17 protein-coding genes and 1 tRNA gene are annotated in these 16720 nt (G+C 67.6%); 6 read left to right on the top strand and 12 right to left on the bottom strand.

Going from position 1 to position 16720, the window contains the following annotated elements; genetic code table 11:
• Positions 1 to 499 precede the first annotated feature (499 nt).
• Complete coding sequence (locus tag AC5RVZ_RS05455; protein WP_494064789.1) at positions 500 to 1018, top strand: hypothetical protein; 519 nt, start codon at positions 500 to 502, stop codon at positions 1016 to 1018.
• A gap of 246 nt (positions 1019 to 1264) precedes the next feature.
• On the opposite strand, the gene AC5RVZ_RS05460 is transcribed toward AC5RVZ_RS05455, so the two are convergent.
• Together AC5RVZ_RS05460 and AC5RVZ_RS05465 are read right to left on the bottom strand one after the other, a co-directional pair.
• Positions 1265 to 1346, bottom strand: a tRNA-Tyr gene (locus AC5RVZ_RS05460).
• 95 nt (positions 1347 to 1441) lie between these two features.
• Positions 1442 to 1867 carry a hypothetical protein gene (locus AC5RVZ_RS05465; protein WP_494064790.1) on the bottom strand — a complete coding sequence of 142 codons (426 nt, stop codon included), beginning with the start codon at positions 1865 to 1867 and terminating at the stop codon, positions 1442 to 1444.
• A gap of 166 nt (positions 1868 to 2033) precedes the next feature.
• Between AC5RVZ_RS05465 and AC5RVZ_RS05470 the strand changes: the two genes are divergently transcribed.
• Entirely contained in the window at positions 2034 to 2525 is a 492-nt protein-coding gene (locus tag AC5RVZ_RS05470; RefSeq protein ID WP_493979855.1) for a YajQ family cyclic di-GMP-binding protein, read from the top strand.
• A 159-nt stretch (positions 2526 to 2684) separates the two neighbouring features.
• A complete protein-coding gene (locus tag AC5RVZ_RS05475; RefSeq protein WP_494064791.1) occupies positions 2685 to 3116 on the top strand; it encodes a hypothetical protein in 432 nt (143 codons plus the stop codon).
• A 92-nt stretch (positions 3117 to 3208) separates the two neighbouring features.
• On the opposite strand, the gene AC5RVZ_RS05480 is transcribed toward AC5RVZ_RS05475, so the two are convergent.
• The 5 genes from AC5RVZ_RS05480 to AC5RVZ_RS05500 all read right to left on the bottom strand — a co-directional run bounded on the left by AC5RVZ_RS05480 (position 3209) and on the right by AC5RVZ_RS05500 (position 8918).
• Positions 3209 to 4189, bottom strand: a complete 981-nt coding sequence (locus AC5RVZ_RS05480; protein ID WP_494064792.1) for a hypothetical protein — start codon at positions 4187 to 4189, stop codon at positions 3209 to 3211.
• A gap of 462 nt (positions 4190 to 4651) precedes the next feature.
• Positions 4652 to 5821, bottom strand: a complete 1170-nt coding sequence (locus AC5RVZ_RS05485) for an NAD(P)/FAD-dependent oxidoreductase (RefSeq protein ID WP_494064793.1) — start codon at positions 5819 to 5821, stop codon at positions 4652 to 4654.
• Positions 5822 to 5925: 104 nt separating this feature from the next.
• On the bottom strand, positions 5926 to 6618 hold the full coding sequence (locus tag AC5RVZ_RS05490; protein ID WP_494064794.1) for a histidine phosphatase family protein: 693 nt from the start codon (positions 6616 to 6618) through the stop codon (positions 5926 to 5928).
• 7 nt (positions 6619 to 6625) lie between these two features.
• Entirely contained in the window at positions 6626 to 7495 is an 870-nt protein-coding gene (gene htpX, locus AC5RVZ_RS05495) for a zinc metalloprotease HtpX (RefSeq protein WP_493979860.1), read from the bottom strand.
• Between the two features lie 142 nt (positions 7496 to 7637).
• Positions 7638 to 8918: an MFS transporter gene (locus tag AC5RVZ_RS05500; protein WP_494064795.1), complete on the bottom strand. Its 1281-nt coding sequence runs from the start codon at positions 8916 to 8918 to the stop codon at positions 7638 to 7640.
• Between the two features lie 265 nt (positions 8919 to 9183).
• On the opposite strand from AC5RVZ_RS05500, the gene AC5RVZ_RS05505 reads away from it, so the two are divergent.
• Both AC5RVZ_RS05505 and AC5RVZ_RS05510 read left to right on the top strand, forming a co-directional pair.
• Complete coding sequence (locus tag AC5RVZ_RS05505; protein ID WP_494064796.1) at positions 9184 to 9645, top strand: Fur family transcriptional regulator; 462 nt, start codon at positions 9184 to 9186, stop codon at positions 9643 to 9645.
• Positions 9646 to 11145, top strand: coding sequence for a catalase (locus AC5RVZ_RS05510; protein WP_494064797.1), 1500 nt, complete (start codon positions 9646 to 9648; stop codon positions 11143 to 11145).
• Between the two features lie 81 nt (positions 11146 to 11226).
• Here AC5RVZ_RS05510 and AC5RVZ_RS05515 read toward each other — a convergent pair whose 3' ends face one another.
• Both AC5RVZ_RS05515 and AC5RVZ_RS05520 read right to left on the bottom strand, forming a co-directional pair.
• Positions 11227 to 11559 (bottom strand): ankyrin repeat domain-containing protein, encoded by a 333-nt coding sequence (locus AC5RVZ_RS05515; protein WP_494065493.1) that lies wholly within the window; start codon positions 11557 to 11559, stop codon positions 11227 to 11229.
• Between the two features lie 159 nt (positions 11560 to 11718).
• Positions 11719 to 12306, bottom strand: coding sequence for a TetR/AcrR family transcriptional regulator (locus AC5RVZ_RS05520; protein WP_494064798.1), 588 nt, complete (start codon positions 12304 to 12306; stop codon positions 11719 to 11721).
• 314 nt (positions 12307 to 12620) lie between these two features.
• Here AC5RVZ_RS05520 and AC5RVZ_RS05525 point away from each other — a divergent pair, with 314 nt between their 5' ends.
• Entirely contained in the window at positions 12621 to 12860 is a 240-nt protein-coding gene (locus tag AC5RVZ_RS05525; protein WP_494064799.1) for a hypothetical protein, read from the top strand.
• Positions 12861 to 12936: 76 nt separating this feature from the next.
• Here AC5RVZ_RS05525 and AC5RVZ_RS05530 read toward each other — a convergent pair whose 3' ends face one another.
• From AC5RVZ_RS05530 to AC5RVZ_RS05540, 3 genes are all read right to left on the bottom strand, one after another.
• Complete coding sequence (locus AC5RVZ_RS05530) at positions 12937 to 14364, bottom strand: FAD-dependent oxidoreductase (protein ID WP_494064800.1); 1428 nt, start codon at positions 14362 to 14364, stop codon at positions 12937 to 12939.
• Between the two features lie 100 nt (positions 14365 to 14464).
• Positions 14465 to 15541: a hypothetical protein gene (locus AC5RVZ_RS05535; protein ID WP_494064801.1), complete on the bottom strand. Its 1077-nt coding sequence runs from the start codon at positions 15539 to 15541 to the stop codon at positions 14465 to 14467.
• Position 15542: 1 nt separating this feature from the next.
• Entirely contained in the window at positions 15543 to 16688 is a 1146-nt protein-coding gene (locus tag AC5RVZ_RS05540; protein ID WP_494064802.1) for an SseB family protein, read from the bottom strand.
• Positions 16689 to 16720 lie beyond the last annotated feature (32 nt).

Consider the following 16720-nt stretch of genomic DNA (forward strand, 5'->3'; position numbering starts at 1 on the left):
TGCACCAGCGGCGGCCGGCATGGCCGGCACGTACGGAAAAACCCCGTCCCACCAGTAATTCACATGGTCAGACGGGGTTTCCCGTTCGGTGGCAGATGAAGGATTCGAAGCCTCCCAATTCTGCACATGGAAGGGTGCATCACCATTATTCAGCGAAACCTTTTCACGCCGGATCAGCCAAAAATAGGTCCCGCTTGACGCCTAACTCTTGTGCGATCCAAAGCAGCGGCCTATCCTGCCCTTGTGTTGGCGGCCCGCTAAGGGCCTATTTGCATCGTGTGGTTCGCCCTGCCCGCGGCAGTGCGAACAGATGTGGGCGTTATGTCAGTGGGCGGTAGCCCGGACCGTCCGACTGTACCAAACCATCCCCTCGGCACCGCGACCCGGATGCGCCAGCGTTGGGCGCTTCTTCTGGTTTGGAAGTGCGTGACATGAGTGATCACTGTTACGCGGGACAGGGAACAACGATGGTTGCACTGCATAGCCAATTAGAAAGATCATGACCATGGCCGCTTTCCTCAGAAGAGTACTTGCAGGGGCTGCTGCAATCGCACTCGCCTTGATTACATTTGCTCCGTCCAGCGCCCTCGCGGCTCCACCCTACGATAGGCCGAACGCGATGACCTGCGTTGCGGGTCATGTCGTCGTCGACGTACCAACCAGCGTGCCGGTTATTGGTGCAGTACTTTGGCAAGCAGAGATGCAGTCCTACAACACGGCGACGAACCAATGGGAGGTCAATTACAAGAGCCCCTACTACACCAACACGGCGGACCAGGTCTACGTCACGGCCGGCCCGTGGTTGGATGCCGACGGTGATAGGCACTACTCGACCATCGCGGGGATTCCCGACGGCACAGGCCCGGTCCTAGTTCGGGTTTACAATCACTTCTGGCGGGCGGAGCAAGGGCAATGGGTCTATGTCGACGCAGGCTGGTTTTCCACGGTCGACGGTACGGCCAATGGCAAGGACACATGCGTCCTCGACCGTAGACCGATTGTGGTGCGGATTCCGTAGCTAGCCTCGGGCGGGGCGGCCAGTATCAAGTGTTGCGGGGGGGCAGCCACAGATTAGGTGTTACGAGCGGATAGCAGCCACAGAACTGTTCCCGGCGCGCAGCCATTCAGTGGTGATGTCCGTCCCGGGTCGTACGTGAAGTCATGCGTTGGTCCAGCGAAGAAAAGAAACACCCCGGTCCGAAGACCGGGGTGTCTGCGATGATTCAGCCCATCCGGAAAGGATGTCCCGACTCATCACAGCCTGTGGCAGATGAGGGATTCGAACCCCCGTAGGCAATGCCAGCTGATTTACAGTCAGCCCCCTTTGGCCGCTCGGGTAATCTGCCGAACGCCTTCTTCAGAAGAAGACCGCTTCCCCGTGAGGAAGCAAGACAACTTTACACAAAGATCGGTCCAAGAATCGAATCGGGCTCCGCGGGGCTTATAAACCCCGGGAAATCCGCTCCTCCATCTGTCCGACGAACCGCTCTGCCTGCTCCGCGGTGACCAGCTGCATCCGCACCGCCTGATCCATCTCGCGGCGGATGCCGTCCAACCGGCCCGCGGGCTCGTTGCCGGACACGGCTTCCGCGGCACCGGCGGCGACGCCGTCATGGTCGCCGGCGGCACCGCCGAGCAGGGTTCCGGCCGTGGCGTCGAGTCCACGCTCCAACTCGTGGGTGTCCCGCCGGATCAAAGAGGCAGCGCCAACCGCCGCGGCGGGCGCCTGGACGGATGCGAGGGAGGCGGTGCCCGCCAGGGCGGGCGCGGTGCCCATCACGACCACGGTGGCGACGGTCGTCACGGTCAGGATCGAACCCGCGGCAACCCTTATCGACGTGACGATGTACCGCGGGCGTGCTTTCATGCGTGCTTCTCCTGCAAATTCGGTGGTTCATACGGCCTTGTGATTCTCGCGGGTCCGGATGAAGGAACGGTGGACGGAACCTGCGTCCCAGCTGGGAACGCCGCGTGTCCGGGTGCGATTCAGTAGGCTGGTGCCAAGACACATACGCCCCGACCCAGGAGGAACCATGGCCAGCGATTCTTCGTTCGACATCGTCAGCAAGGTGGACAAGCAGGAAGTCGCCAACGCGTTGAACCAGGCGCAGAAGGAAATCGCGCAGCGCTATGACTTCAAGGGAGTCGGCGCCGAGGTTGACTTCAGCGGCGAAAAAATCCTGATGAAGGCCAACTCCGAGGAACGGGTCAAGGCCGTTCTGGACGTGCTCCAGTCGAAACTGGTCAAGCGCGGCATTTCGTTGAAGTCGCTGGACGCCGGCGAGCCGTTCGCCTCCGGCAAGGAGTACCGGATCGAGGCCGGCGTCAAGGAGGGCATCGCCCAGGACCAGGCCAAGAAGATCTCGAAAATGATCCGGGACGAGGGACCCAAGGGTGTGAAGGCCCAGATCCAGGGCGACGAACTGCGCGTCACCTCCAAGTCCCGGGACGACCTGCAGGAAGTCATATCGCTGCTCAAGGGCTCCGACTTGGACGTCGACCTGCAGTTCATCAACTACCGGTAGTCCGGGAACGAAACGCCTGGCCCTGGTGGTTACCAGGCGTTAGTCCGCAGGAACGTCGAGGACGGTTTAGTTACTGCTTCGCAACGTTCATTTCCTTCTGTGCTGATCATTTCCCGCTTAGCGTGAGGCAAACGTTGTTTCACCAGAGGCGGGGAGATCATGCGCACGCTGACCAAACTGAGCGTTGCAGCCGCGGTACTGCTGGCGCTGGCGGGCTGCACCAGCCACCAGCCTCCCCGGGTGTCGGCGCTTTCATCCCCATCCAGTACCGCGGACGCCATACCGGCGGAGCGCTTGGAACACCTGGACGTAGTCCCGGACAGCGTGCGGTTCCTGACGGACATGGACGGCTACGCGTTCTACGCCGCCTCGATGGACACCCCTGATCCCCGCGAGATGTGCTTGATCGTGGACAACCCGGCAGCCGGTCTCTACGCCGCCGGGTGTGGCCGGCTGGAGCATACGGGCCCACTTGGACTCGAAGCCTCCGGAATCAAGGCCAAACTGATCGCCGATGGATATGACGCGAGCACAGCACTGGCCAAGGGTTGGGCGCAACCGCACCGGAACCTCCTGGTGCACGGACTATAGCCGCCTACAGTAGCCGTCCGGCTTGGCATGGCCGCATGACGCTGCCGCCCTCCCGGAGAGAAGGCGGCAGCGTCAGTGAAACCGGTTCGGGGCTAGGCCGCGCAGCGGTTGCCCCGCTGCTCTGCGTTGGAGGGATTGTTGTAGCAGGTCTCGCCGTTGCTGCGGACACCGGTCGTCACGATCGGCGCCCCCGGGGCCTCGGTCTCGACGACAAGCGGCTCGATGTCCTCACGGGTCACGGTGACAACCGGCTCTGCGGGCACGGTCGCCGTCGTAACCTCCTGCCTCGTTTCGCCTTCGGTGACCGTCACCACCGGGGCGATCGGCGCGCACTCGGTCTCCGATTCCTCATCGCCCGGCCGGGTTCCGGTGGTCACGATCGGAGTGCCGGGAACCACTGCTTCCGTCACCACCGGAGTCCCTGGAACCGATGATGTCTCCACCGCCGGAGTGCCCATGGGGGTGGGGACGTCGGTGCCGCGCGGGAAGTTGAACGTGGTGGTCGTCGTCGTGGTGGTCCGCGTGGTCGGCTGCGTAGTCGTCGCCGTGCGCTCCGTCTGCTGCGTCGTCGCGGTGGCGATCACCGTCTGGTAGGTCGTGGTGGTGCACATTTCACGCTGCTGGGTGCTGGTGAAGATCTCGGTGAACGGCGTCGTCGTGGTAATCAGCGTCTCCCGCGGCTGGGTCGTCGTGGTGACGCGTTCCTGCGGGGTGGTCGTCGTGGTGACGATCGTTGTGGGCGTCGTCGTCGTGGTCAGGACGGCCCTTTCGCATTTCTCCACGGGCTTTGCCGCCCGCTCGTTGTTTACCCTGCGGCAGTTGGTGGTCGCGGGCGTCTCGGTGCTCGTCGGCGTGCCCCGCTCCGTCCGGGTTGTCGACGTCGGCGTGCCCGGAACCACTACGTCCTCGCTGACGGCCTCGCCGGCATTGCGCTCTTCCTCTGTTACTACCGGGGTGCCGGCGCGCTCGGTCCTGACGACAGTCGCGTCGCCGACGTTGCGTTCCTCGGTTGTCACCGTGGGATCCGGCTGCCGGGCTGGAAGCGAGGTGTCCACGGTGACAGGATCGCCCACGGGCCGGTCCGAACTGAACGTGGTCGTTGCAGTGCCTGATGGAACATCCGGACCCACGACGACGGTTCTGACCGTACAGATTTGGTTAGCGCCGTTGCCGCTGAGCGTTCCGCCTAGCGCTGTACAGGCGGCCTGCCGTTCGGCGGGACCGGCGAGCGCCGGACCGGCTGGTGCCAATGCGACGACGAGCCCCAACGTCGTCGCGGCCACCAATGACGAAAAACGCATGATGAACTCTTTCCCCCAAATGAACCCCGCGCGGCGCGGATGCGGTGACACTAACAGGCGGACTAAACCGCGGGCAACGAAACCCAGGCGGATCCGAAAGAGTCGAGTAGTGGGCCAGATACATCCCCGTATTTGCCCGTCCGGAAGCAGGGTAACTGCCCCGCCCCGCCGGTATCCAGGCCGGCAAAACCGAGTACGCGGTCCCCTCCCTCGGACCGCCTCCGAGTGCCGCGGTTACCGTGCCGCGGCGGTGCGCGGGCCGCGGGGCCAGCTGTACGAACCGCTGCGCTTGAGCTCGCCCCGGATCCACGACAGCGTCAGGCGGCACACCTGTTCCTTGACCAGGGCGCCTCCCGTGCGGCCCAGGGCGACGCGGCGCGGGGTGTCGTCCGCATGCACCGGCTGGACCAGCCCGGACCGCCGGCCCAGGCTGATGCAGCGCACCAGGAACCCGACGGACAACTCCCGAGGGGAGCGCTGCCGGATCTGGGCGATGACGTTCTCTGCGGCGTGGGCGCCCATGGGCATGGCCACCGCGCAGCCCATCCGCAGATGCGAGGCCACCATGTCCTGGGCACGGACTGCGTCTCCGGCACCTACGATCTCCGGGTACCCCGGGCAGGCCAGCGTTGAGTCGACGAGCAACCTGCCGTGGTCATCGGTGGCCAACCCGCTCGCTTCGGCGAGGCCGGAAGCGCTGAAACCGGCCGCCCAGACGGTGCAGTCCGAGCGCAGGGCCGTACCGTCCGACAGGATGATGCGCTGCGCGTCGGACCGGTCCACCCGGGTTCCGTCCATGACCTCGACGCCGAGGTCCCCCAGCTGTGCCAGCAGGGCCCGGCGGCCCCGCTCGGACAGGTCCGCACCTGTCCGCCCCCGCGAAACCAGCCGCACCTTCAACCGCGGAAGCGCCCCGGCAATTTCGGCAGCTGCCTCGATGCCGGTCAGGCCACCACCGATAACGCTGACGACGGCGCCGGGAGCCAACTGCTGCAACGCGCGCTGCAGGCGGGCGGCGGAGGAGGCGTCCTGCAGCGTGAAGCCGACTGATCCCGAGGGGACGGGTTGGCTGGCGCTGCCGGGAGCGTAGACCAGGAAGTCATAGTCCAGCGCGGCCCGGCCGTGGTCGAAGTGGACGGTGCGCAACCGGGGATCGATCCGGGAGGCCGTGCCGACCACCAGGGCGACCTCCGGGTGCAGCAGCGAGTCCATCGGAACGGCGGCCGATTCCCGGCCTCCCGCCGCGACCTCATGCAGCCGTATCCGCTCCACGAAGTCGGCCGAAGGGTTGACGACGCTCACGCAGGTCCTGCCCGCCAGCTCCTTGCTGCCGGCGAGCCGGTTTGCGGCCATGACTCCGGCGTAGCCGGCCCCAATGATGACAATCCGATGCTTAGCGCTCACCGCGAACTCCCTCTCGTGTGTGGTTACAGAGATAGGACACCGCCGGCGGCAGATGTGTGACATGGGCCGGCGGCCGCTCCGGGTCCGCGCGGTTTTTTTGCTCGTCAGTCCCGGGAGTCGGGGCCGGAGGGGACGCTCCCGGGGTTGATCGGATCGGCGGTCGGGCCGTCGGTGAGCGGGTCGGCCAGTTCGGGCCCGCCCACGGCCTGGCCCATCCAGGTGAGTGCCTCCCAACCGTCGGGACCGCCGTCGAGCACTACCACCCCGGTGTTGCTCAACTGGTTCCGGGCCACGAACGGGACCGTCAGGTTGGACGCCCGGGCGCCCGCCCAGCTGCGGATCATGGCGCCGTGGCTGACCACCGCCAGGGTGCCGATGCCGGAGGTCCGGGCTTCTTCAATGACGGCATCGAAGCGTCCGAATGTTTCGTGGCCGTCCGGCCCGCCGGGCATCCGGCGGGCCAGGTCGCCCGCCGCCCAGGCGAAGACGGTGGTCATGTAGGCCATGATGGAATCGCGGTCGCCGCGCATTTCCAGCTCGCCGGCCGAGATCTCGCGCAGCCCGTCGCGCACGTCCGTCTCAAGCCTGCGGGCGGCGGCCAGCGGGGACGCCGTGAGCTGCGCGCGCACGAGGGTGGATGCGAGCAGCGCGTCGATCGGCTCGCCGTCGAGCGCCTGCGGCAAGGCCCGCGCCTGTGCGTGCCCCAGGTCGGTCAGCTCGGCCCCGGGGGCACCCGTGTCCAGCAGCCCGCGGACGTTGGAGTGGGTCTGCCCGTGCCGGATCAGCAGCAGCCGCATGCCTGCCTCAGTAGCCCAGCGGCCGTCCGGCCATCCGTTCCAGCCGCGCCACGCGGTCGTCCATCGGAGGGTGGGTGCTGAACAGCTTCTTCGCGCCGCCGCCCTTGAAGGGGTTGGCAATCATCAGGTGGCTGGTGTTGACCAGCCTCTGGTCCTGCGGCAGCGGCGCCTGCTGCGTGCCGTACTGCAGCTTGCGAAGCGCCGACGCCAGGGCCAGCGGATCGTCGGTCAGCGTGGCGCCGTCCTCATCCGCGTCGTACTCGCGGGTGCGGCTGACTGCCATCTGGATCAGCATGGCGGCCAGCGGGGCCAGCAGCGACATGGCGATCAGCGCAAGCGGGTTGGCGTTGCGGTCGCGGCCGCCGAAGAACAACAGGAACTGCGCGACCGACGTGATCACGCCCGCCACCGCCGCGGCCACGGAGGAGGTCAGGATGTCGCGGTTGTAGACGTGCATCAGTTCGTGCCCCAGCACCCCGCGCAGTTCCCGTTCATCCAGCAGGCGCAGGATGCCCTCGGTGCAGCAGACGGCCGAGTTCTTGGGATTGCGGCCGGTGGCGAAGGCGTTGGGGGCCATCGTCGGGGACACGTAGAGCCGGGGCATCGGCTGGTTCGCCCGCGCGGACAGTTCACGGACGATCCGGTACATGCCCGGCTGGTCGGCTTCGGTCACGGGGTAGGCCTGCATGCTGCGGATGGCGAGCTTGTCGCTGTTCCAGTAGCTGTAGGCGGTTGTGCCCACGCCGATCAGAGCCATGATCCAGATCCAGTTGGCACTGCCGGTCCCGCTGGCCAGCAGCGCGCCGATTGCCAGCAGGAGGGCAAAGAGCCCACCGAGCAGGCCGGCCGTTTTCAATCCATTGAAGTGGTTGTGCACCGCTTATGAGTCCTCTCCCGCGCCCATCGGCCCCGTGCCATGCAGGCACAGGGCTCCATCTTTCAGTGTATCCACCGGTCACTTATTCCAACGCTGGACGCTGGCGCCATGTTCCGCCGCCCCGGTCGGGACGGCCTGGCACCTAGGGCTCGGGGTGTCTGTCGTTGTAGCGGGAGAACCGCGGCTGCAACCTGTGCAGCAGCCCGACGGCGCACACACACGCGACACCGCCGGCGAGCGCGGCAAAACCTTCGCCCAGCCACTGACCGCCGCCGCCGGCGACGGCATCGCCGAGCCGCGGGCCGCCCGCCACCACCACGATGAAGATGCCCTGCAGTCGGCCGCGCATGGCGTCCGGCGTCGCCGCCTGCAGGATGGTGTTGCGGAAGACCCCACTGACCGTATCGGCGGCTCCCGCCGCGGCGAGGCAGAGGGCCGCCGGCACGAGCCATCCGCTCACGTCCCCGGCGGCCGCGGCGTTTGTCCGCCCGGCCATGACGACAACGGCGCCGAACCCCGCGACGGCGATCCCCCACACCACCACGCACCACAGCACCGCCAGCCCCTGCCGGCGGACCCCTCCCAACGGCCCCGACAACACCGCGGCGATGAACGACCCGGCAGCGACAGCGGCCAGCAGGATGCCCGCCGTCGCCTCGCCGCCGCCGATGATGACCGCACCGATGGCGGGCATGAGGGCGCGCGGCTGGGCCAGGACCATCGCGGCCATGTCCACCAGGAACGTCATGCGGATGTTGGGACGGGTGCGCAGGAATTGGAAGCCTTCGGCCACCGAGCGCAGGCCGGCCTTCCGGACCTCGCCTTCGGGCGGGATGGGCGGGAGCTTGACCACCGCCCAGATGGCCGCCGTGAACGTGAGGACGTCGAGGGTGTAGGTCCAGCCGAAGCCCACACCTGCCACCAGCACCCCGGCCGCCAGCGGGCCGATGGTCATGCCCAGCCCGAACGTCATCATGGTCAGGGCATTGGCGGCCGGCAGCATCTCCCGCCGGACCAGCCGCGGCACGATGGCGCTGCGGGCCGGCTGGTTGAGCCCGGCCGCGGCCGAATGCACCGCGATCACCAGGTACAGCAGCCACACCTGTTCCAACCGGCACCACGCCTGCAGCGCAAACACGGCCGTGCAGGCCCACAACACCAGGCCGGAATAGAGCGCGACCTTGCGCCGGTCGTAGGCATCCACCACGGAGCCGCCGTAGAGGCCGGCCAGCACCAGCGGGATCAGCCCGACGACGCCGACGCCGCCCACGGCCAAGGTCGACCCGGTGAGCTGGTAAACCTCCAGGCTTACCGCCACTGCCGTCAGTTGCGCCCCGATCGCGGAGAGCGATGTTCCGATCCACAACCGGCGGAAATCCGGGCTCTCCTTGAGCGGCGCCGTATCGGCGAATAACTTGGGCATGGCGGAGATTCTAGTTGCCCGCAGCACCTTTCCCCGGCGGTTCGAGCCCCGGCAGCCGACGTGGCGCCCGGGCGGGCAGCGCGCCGGGCGAGGCGAGCCCGACGGCACCCGGCAGCCGGCGTGGCGCCCGGGCGGGCAGCGCGCCGGGCGGGCAGCGCGCCGGGCGGGCAGCGCGCCCGGCGAGGCCGGACCCGTCGTCGTCATGATTGGACTCAGTCCAGATAATTTTCTGGACTCAGTCCAAAAAAGGTGACAGAATCGTTTCATGGTCGAGATGAGGGATCCGGAGGACTTGTTGCGCGAGGCGTCGCTGCGCGTGACCCGTCCGCGTGCGGCGGTGCTGGAAGCAGTCCGCGCGCACCCGCATGCCGACGCCGACACCATCATCGGTGTGGTGCGGGACGAACTCGGCGGCGTCTCCAAGCAGGCCGTGTACGACGTGCTGGCGGCGCTGACGGACGCCCGGCTGCTGCGCCGGATCGAGCCCTCGGGGTCCCCGGCTCGCTATGAGGCCCGGGTCGGCGACAACCACCACCACGTGGTGTGCCGGTCGTGCGGCAATATTGCCGACGTCGACTGCACCGTGGGCGAGGCACCGTGCCTGACGGCGGCCGACAACCACGGTTTCGCGATCGACGAAGCCGAGGTCACCTTCTGGGGCACCTGCCCCGCCTGCACTGCCACGAAAGACCTTCAATTGGAAGATCCGACAAGGAGCGATAACTAAATGGCTGATAACACCAAGCCGTTGACAACTGTTGCGGGCGCGCCCGTAGCCGATAACCAGGACAGCCTGACCGCGGGTCCCCGCGGCCCGATGCTGCTGCAGGACGTCTGGTTCCTGGAGAAGATGGCCCACTTCGACCGCGAGGTCATCCCCGAGCGCCGCATGCACGCCAAAGGCTCCGGTGCCTTCGGCACCTTCACGGTGACCAACGACATCACCAAGTACACCAAGGCCAAGATCTTCTCCGAGGTCGGCAAGAAGACCGAACTGTTCGCCCGCTTCTCCACCGTCGCCGGCGAGCGCGGCGCGGCCGACGCCGAGCGCGACATCCGCGGCTTCTCGGTCAAGTTCTACACCGAAGAGGGCAACTGGGACCTGGTGGGCAACAACACCCCGGTGTTCTTCTTCCGCGACCCGCTGAAGTTCCCGGACCTGAACCACGCAGTGAAGCGTGATCCGCGCACCAACCTGCGCAGCGCGGAGAACAACTGGGACTTCTGGACCAACCTGCCGGAGGCCCTGCACCAGGTCACCATCGTCATGTCCGACCGCGGCATCCCGGCGTCCTACCGCCACATGCACGGCTTCGGCTCGCACACCTACAGCTTCATCAACGACGCCGGCGAGCGCTACTGGGTGAAGTTCCACCACCGCACGCAGCAGGGCATCAAGAACCTCACCGACGCCGAGGCCGCAGCGCTGGTCGGCGAGGACCGCGAGTCGCACCAGCGCGACCTGCTCGAGTCGATCGACCGCGGCGACTTCCCGAAGTGGAAGCTCATGGTCCAGATCATGCCCGAGGCTGACGCGGAGACCTACAAGTACCACCCGTTCGACCTGACCAAGGTCTGGTCCAAGAAGGACTACCCGCTGATCGAGGTTGGCGAGTGGGAGCTGAACCGCAACCCGGAGAACTACTTCGCCGACGTCGAGCAGGCCGCTTTCACCCCGGCCAACGTGGTTCCGGGCATCAGCTTCTCGCCGGACCGCATGCTGCAGGGCCGCCTGTTCTCCTACGGCGACGCGCAGCGCTACCGCCTGGGTGTCAACCACCACCAGATCCCGGTGAACTACCCGCGCGGTGCCGGGCTGGTCAACTCCTTCCACCGTGACGGCTCCATGCGCGTTGACGGCAACCAGGGCGCCACCCCGGGCATCAATCCGAACGGCTACGGACGCTGGCAGGAACAGCCGGCCTACCGCGACCCCGCCGAGGCCGTGGGCGCCGTCGCCGACCGGTTCAACTTCCGCGAGGACGACGACAACTACTACGAGCAGCCCGGCATCCTCTTCCGCGAGAAGATGACCGCCGAGCAGCGGCAGGTGCTCTTCGAGAACACCGCCCGCGCCATCGACGGGGCTTCGGAGGCCACCATCGAACGCCACATCGCCAACTGCACCAAGGCCGACCCGGCCTACGGCGAAGGCGTGCGCAAGGCCATCGAGGCCCTGCAGGCCGGCAAGATCTCCCCGGTCGACGTGAACACCGACTCGGCGTAACACCCCAGTCTCACCAGACGGCATGAAGCTGCCCGGGACCGCCTCAATGGCCGGTCCCGGGCAGTTTTTTGTTGCGGGCCCCTACTTCTCGAGGAGGTGCTCGCGGCCGAACATTTTGGCGGCATCGCGCGCGCTCGGCGTGCCGGCATCCAGGTCCGCCCCGGCCGCCAGCAGCCTGGACACCACGGCGTCCTCACCCTTGAACAGGGCACCTGCGATCGGGGACTGGTCGCGCACGTTGCGGATATCGGGGTTTGCCCCGCGTTCCAGCAGCATGCCCACGGTCTCTTCCTGTCCGTGGTAGGCGGCCAGCATCAGCAGGGTGTTGTGGTCGGAATCCAGCGCATCCACGGGCAGCCCGTGGTCAAGGAACTCCGCGAGCTCGCCGGTCTTGCCCTCGCGGGCCAGGTCCATGGCGAGCGCAACCACGCGTCGGATCTGTTCTTCATTGAGCGGTATATCGTTCGTCACTCCCCCAGAGTATGCGAGCCCCTGCCGAATCACGACGGCGGAGCGCCCCTTCCGTCCCGCGGCGGATCCTGCAGGGTGTCACCACGGCACCGCGCGGACTCCTCAGGCGGCGGCCGCCAGGAAACGTTCCAGGAGCAGGTTGAACGCCGCCGCCGGCTCTCCGGTCTGGTCGGCAACCACCTGCCCGAACCACAGGCCGCACACGCCGGCGGCGAAGAGCGTTCCTTCGGCCGCCGCCGTCTGCTCCCCTGCCCCGCGGGCCCGCAGCCACCCGGTGGCGGCATCGCGCCAGCGGACGAACCCGGGCGGTCGCAAGGGCGGCGCCGGATCGGTGGTGTGCCTGGCGGCCGCTTGCTGGATGGCCGCTTCGAATCCCAGGCGCTGCAGGGCCCGGCTGTGCGGCGTCTGCGAGTGCTCCCACACCTGGAGCAGCAACTGCCGCAGCTCCGGAACGGCCAGGCCGGCCAACTGCTCGGGCGACGGCGCGGAGAGATCGGCCTCGACCCGTTGCACAATCTCCTCGAGCAGCTGTTCCCGGTGCCCGAAGTGATAGACCAGCATGTAGCTGCTGATGCCCAGGGCTTCGGCTAGTGGGCGGAAGGACAGATCCGCCAGGTTCTTGTCCTGCAGGTAGGCCAGGATGTCCTCGAGCAGCTGCGGCTTGCGCTGCGGGTTCTGCGGTCTGGCCATGCGGGGTGCCCTGCCTCCTTCTGCGTGAACCTGAAGCGCGCCGAAGCGGGTGGGGCGCTGCTGGATGCGGCCGGCCATCGGCTCGGCTTCAGCATAGTCGTTGGGGGCGGCTGATCGCCCGCGCGCCGGATCGCCCCCGCCGGGGCGGGGCTACTCCGGGGGTGGCCCCCAGGTTGCAGCGGGCAGCACCGTCCTTCCGCGACATGCCGGAACGCCTCGCAGATAAAGGGCCGCCGGCTCCCATACTGGGTGAAAGGGCAGAAACGCGGAATTGGACCGGCCAGCCGCCGGCAGTGAAGCGGGCGAGGATGGCGATGGTGGCACCAGTACAGTCCCTGCTGCAGCGGTGCGGCGGCCGCTTCCGGACCTGGCTCCACCGCCCGGAATCGGGAAGCCCGCCCGGACCGGATGCTTCGCTCCCGGATCCTTACCAGGCGCTGCTCAGCAGCCTGCGTTCCACCTATCCCGAAGCCCGCCTCAGCACGCCCGGCGACGACAAGGTCCGCGTGGAGCTTCCCGGCGGCGACGTCCTGCGCTTCTACCTCAAGCGCTAGCCGCGCGCCGGTGCGGCGACGCGGCAGCGGGTCGGGCGAGTCCCCCGCGCTGGGCAGCGGTACCCGGTTCCGCGGGTCAGTGCTGCGAGATCTTCACCATTTCTTCGCGCGGGACCACCTTGACGCGCTCGCGCTCGACGGCGGGAGCATCGCCGTCGTTGTTTTCGGGGACGAAGGAGGCCCCGAGCTCACGCTCATGGGCGTCCAGCTTCAGCCAGCCTTCCCACGTGGTGTAGGCGACGCCTCGCTCCTCGAGCAGCTTGATGATGGCGTCCTCGGCGGGATTGGAGGCGGCGGGCAGGTCCAGCCGGTCCTCGAGCAGGAAGCCGATGGTCTCCAGCGCGTCGCCCTTGGTGTGGCCGATCAGGCCCACCGGCCCGCGCTTGATCCAGCCGGTGGCATAGATGCCCGGCACCGGGTTGCCGTCCTCGTCCAGCACGCGCCCGCCCTCGTTGGGGATGACGCCGCGGCGGGCATCGTAGCCGACCTCGGGCAGCTCGGAGCCGAAGTAGCCGATGGCCCGGTAGACGGCCTGGACCGGGTATTCGACGATTTCGCCGGTGCCGCGGACGTTGCCGGTGCCGTCCAGCTCGTTGCGCTCGAACTTGATCGCCGCCACGTGCCCGGCGCCGTCGCCGCTTCCTTCCACGATCTCCACCGGCGTGTGCAGGAAGTGCAGGTGCAGGCGGCGGGAAGCGCCGGTGTCCTGTTCTTCCACCAGCCAGTTGGTGAGGGTGTTGACCATTGTCTTGGTCTGGTTGTTGGAGCGGATCGCCTCGTCGGAGCCCTCGTCGAAGTCGAAGTCCTCCGGGTAGAGCACGATGTCCACGTCGCGCGAATGCGAAAGCTCGCGCAGCTCCAGCGGAGTGAACTTCACCTGCGCCGGACCGCGCCGGCCGAACACGTGCACGTCGGTGACGGGCGAGTTCTTCAGGCCGCGGTAGACGTTCTCCGGGATCTCGGTGCTGAGCAGGTCGTCGGCGTGCTTGGAGAGCATGCGTGCCACGTCCAGGGCCACGTTGCCGTTGCCGATGACCGCGATTTCCTTGGCCTCCAGCGGCCAGTCGCGGGGCACATCCGGATGGCCGTCGTACCAGGACACGAAGTCGGCGGCGCCGAAGGATCCTTCGAGCTCAACGCCGGGGATGTCCAGCTCGGCATCCTGGATGGCGCCCGTCGCGAAGATCACCGCGTCGTAGAAGTGCCGGAAGTCGCTCAGCGTAAGGTCCCGGCCGTAGTCGACGTTGCCCAGGAAGCGGATGTCGCCGCGGTCCAGCACCTTGTGCAGGGCGTTGACGATGCCCTTGATCCGAGGGTGGTCGGGGGCCACGCCGTAGCGGATCAGGCCGTAGGGCGCCGGGTAGCGGTCGAAGAGGTCGATGCTGACCTCGAAATCCCGCTCGGCCTTGGTGAGGATGTCAGCGGCGTAAACGCCGGCTGGTCCGGCGCCGACGATAGCCACCCTCAGGGGACGCTGGGTGATGGCCTCGGCAGAGTTAGACACGGGCAGTCCTTCTTCTTCGGGAATCCTCCTGCGCAATAAGCGCACAGTTTCCTATTCTAAATGCCCCGCCGGTTTCCCTCCTAACAGTGTGCCGCGTATCTCACTGGCTCCCGGCTCCCAGCCGGTCCGGGCCGAACAGCGGCGAGCCGTCGTCCGACTCGATCGATGCCAGCAGCTCATCGATGGGCGCCCCGGAGTAGTAGGTCAGGTGGCGCGCCCCGGTGCCGGCCGGGAAGAAGGCCCGAAACTCCCCCCGCTCGCTGGTGCCGGTGAGGGTGACGGGGTAGGCCTGGTCGGGGTCCTCGACCCGGCAACCGTATCGGTCGGTGTAGGGCAGGAAACCGTCCCCGGCGTCCGCTGCCTCCAGGAACCGGTTCGCCCGGCCGCTGAGGAACAACAGGCAACGCGTGAGGATGTCAGGGTCCTCGGTGCGCACGTAGGACCTCTTCCGGTCCGCATTGTCGTGCGGCATTTCAAAGTCCAGGATGTACCCGCCGGCGGTCGCGCTGACGGTCGTGCGCTCTCCGGCCGCGTTCATGAACGCCCACTGATCGTCACGGATCAGCGGTTCGGCTATGGCGGCGTACTCTGCGGCCTTGTCCATCCGTTCGGGCGGCAGTTCCGCCAGCCGGCCCGGCAGACCTTGGAGCACGTGGCCCGGCCTGCCCGGCCCGAACAGCGGGGCACCGTCCGCCGCGACGAGTGACACTACGAGGGACTCCAGCGGAAGTGCCGCATACCGGGTGAAGATCCGCGCATCCCGTGCCACCGGGAAGCCGGCGGTGACGGTGCCGCCGGGTCCCGTACGTTCGAGCACGGCAGGCGACTTCTGCGGCTTGCTGCGAAACGTCCAGCCGCCGGAGTCGTCCATCCCCTGGTCGGACAGGGCCAGAAAACGCAGGCCGCGGCGTTTGCGCTGCCAGAACGCCGCCCGGAACAACAGGCAGCGCAGCAGGGCACCCGGGTCCGTGGTGCGGACGTATTCCGGCCTCCCGGGCCAGTAAGGAGCGATGACGTCCCGGAAGACGAAACCGTCGGCCTCGGCCGCGACGGACATCCGGACGCCGTAGTCGTTCCGCACGGTCCAGGCGCCGTCCTCCAGGGAACTGCGGCCCCCGAACCACTCTGCGGCCGTCGTCAGCAGGGCTTCGTCCAGCTGCCCCAGATGGGCGGCCATGTCAGAAGTCCGAGGCGCGGAGCAGCGCTTCCGGGCCGGCGGGGTCCACCACCATCGACAGTTCGGGCCTCTGGCGCAGCATGTCGATGGCCCAGGTTGCCGGCACTTCCCTGAATTGCGCCGCCGGCCGGAAAGCGGCAACTTCCGGCCCGGACGAGAACACGGGAAGAATCGGCCCGCCGTCTTGGCCCTTGAGCAGGATCGGGCCCCCGTCGGAGCCACCCTCGCCCGAACGGTCAACCGCCAGAACGACGGCGCCGGGCCGCTTGAGCTCTTCCGCGACGGCGTCGGTGCCGCCCTGGCCCGCCACGGCCCGCTTGAGGCCGACATTGGCCAGGCTCCCGGCCGCGAAGCCGATCTCCGGGCGACCGAGGGCGCAGGCGGGACCCGCGGGATTGATGTAGAGGTAGGCAATATCCCGGTGGCCGTCGACGAACGTCAACAGGTCCTCGCCGGGCTGGACCCAGGACACCGGTGCCCCCGGCCTGCCCGTAGAGGCACGGAATTCGGCCAGCTTCTCCTGTGAGGTGAAGGCGAGCACGGCCGGCGAACCGTGGACTTCGACGACGCTGATGCCTGGGCGCCCGGGGTTGTCGGTGGCATCGAGCAACACTTCGCTGCCAATCAGGTGGCGCAACACATTGACTGCCGCCGCCTTCCCCGGATTCTCGCTGAATTTCGCCACGGCGTCGGCGACCAGGCGGTTGTCCAGCCCGCGCCGGCCGTCCTGTTCCTGCTCCGCTTCTGGTGCGGGCCCCTGGTCGGCGGGTTCTCCCAGACCGAAATCGGGGGCGGGCTGGTCGAAATTGAAGTAGGTGTCCAGGGAGTATTTCGGTTCCGGCCAGTCCCGTGCGGAGAGGTTAACGGCTGCCGAGCGCCAGGATTCTCCGTTCTCCCCCGCGCTGAGGCTGTGCAGTTCGACGGCGGCGTCGAAGGGCGCGGTGCCGGGCTGCAGGGCGCCGGCATTGGCCGCGGCCATGCCCCCGCGGTCTTGGGTGATGCGCATGAGCATGGCGTCGGCGGATGGTTTCAGCTCCAGCACCATCCGGTCCCAGCCGGGCTCGGAGTTGACCGCCTGCAGCATCCAGCCGGCGAGTATCTCGGCCAACTGCTGTTGGCGGAGCAGCACAGGCGTCTGTTCGGACATGGGGTGGGTTCCTTCTTCCGGGAGGGTGCGGG

The sequence above is a fragment of the Arthrobacter sp. Cza30 genome (assembly GCF_059090765.1).

Bases quoted from the DNA above. Each gene is read 5' to 3' on its own strand.
- AC5RVZ_RS05470 (WP_493979855.1), top strand. From the start codon at position 2,034: ATGGCCAGCGATTCTTCGTTCGACATCGTCAGCAAGGTGGACAAGCAG.
- AC5RVZ_RS05475 (WP_494064791.1), top strand. From the start codon at position 2,685: ATGCGCACGCTGACCAAACTGAGCGTTGCAGCCGCGGTACTGCTGGCG.
- AC5RVZ_RS05490 (WP_494064794.1), bottom strand. From the start codon at position 6,618: ATGCGGCTGCTGCTGATCCGGCACGGGCAGACCCACTCCAACGTCCGC.
- AC5RVZ_RS05510 (WP_494064797.1), top strand. From the start codon at position 9,646: ATGGCTGATAACACCAAGCCGTTGACAACTGTTGCGGGCGCGCCCGTA.
- AC5RVZ_RS05465 (WP_494064790.1), bottom strand. From the start codon at position 1,867: ATGAAAGCACGCCCGCGGTACATCGTCACGTCGATAAGGGTTGCCGCG.
- AC5RVZ_RS05525 (WP_494064799.1), top strand. From the start codon at position 12,621: ATGGTGGCACCAGTACAGTCCCTGCTGCAGCGGTGCGGCGGCCGCTTC.
- AC5RVZ_RS05515 (WP_494065493.1), bottom strand. From the start codon at position 11,559: ATGGACCTGGCCCGCGAGGGCAAGACCGGCGAGCTCGCGGAGTTCCTT.
- AC5RVZ_RS05540 (WP_494064802.1), bottom strand. From the start codon at position 16,688: ATGTCCGAACAGACGCCTGTGCTGCTCCGCCAACAGCAGTTGGCCGAG.
- AC5RVZ_RS05455 (WP_494064789.1), top strand. From the start codon at position 500: ATGACCATGGCCGCTTTCCTCAGAAGAGTACTTGCAGGGGCTGCTGCA.
- AC5RVZ_RS05505 (WP_494064796.1), top strand. From the start codon at position 9,184: ATGGTCGAGATGAGGGATCCGGAGGACTTGTTGCGCGAGGCGTCGCTG.
- AC5RVZ_RS05520 (WP_494064798.1), bottom strand. From the start codon at position 12,306: ATGGCCAGACCGCAGAACCCGCAGCGCAAGCCGCAGCTGCTCGAGGAC.
- AC5RVZ_RS05535 (WP_494064801.1), bottom strand. From the start codon at position 15,541: ATGGCCGCCCATCTGGGGCAGCTGGACGAAGCCCTGCTGACGACGGCC.
- AC5RVZ_RS05500 (WP_494064795.1), bottom strand. From the start codon at position 8,918: ATGCCCAAGTTATTCGCCGATACGGCGCCGCTCAAGGAGAGCCCGGAT.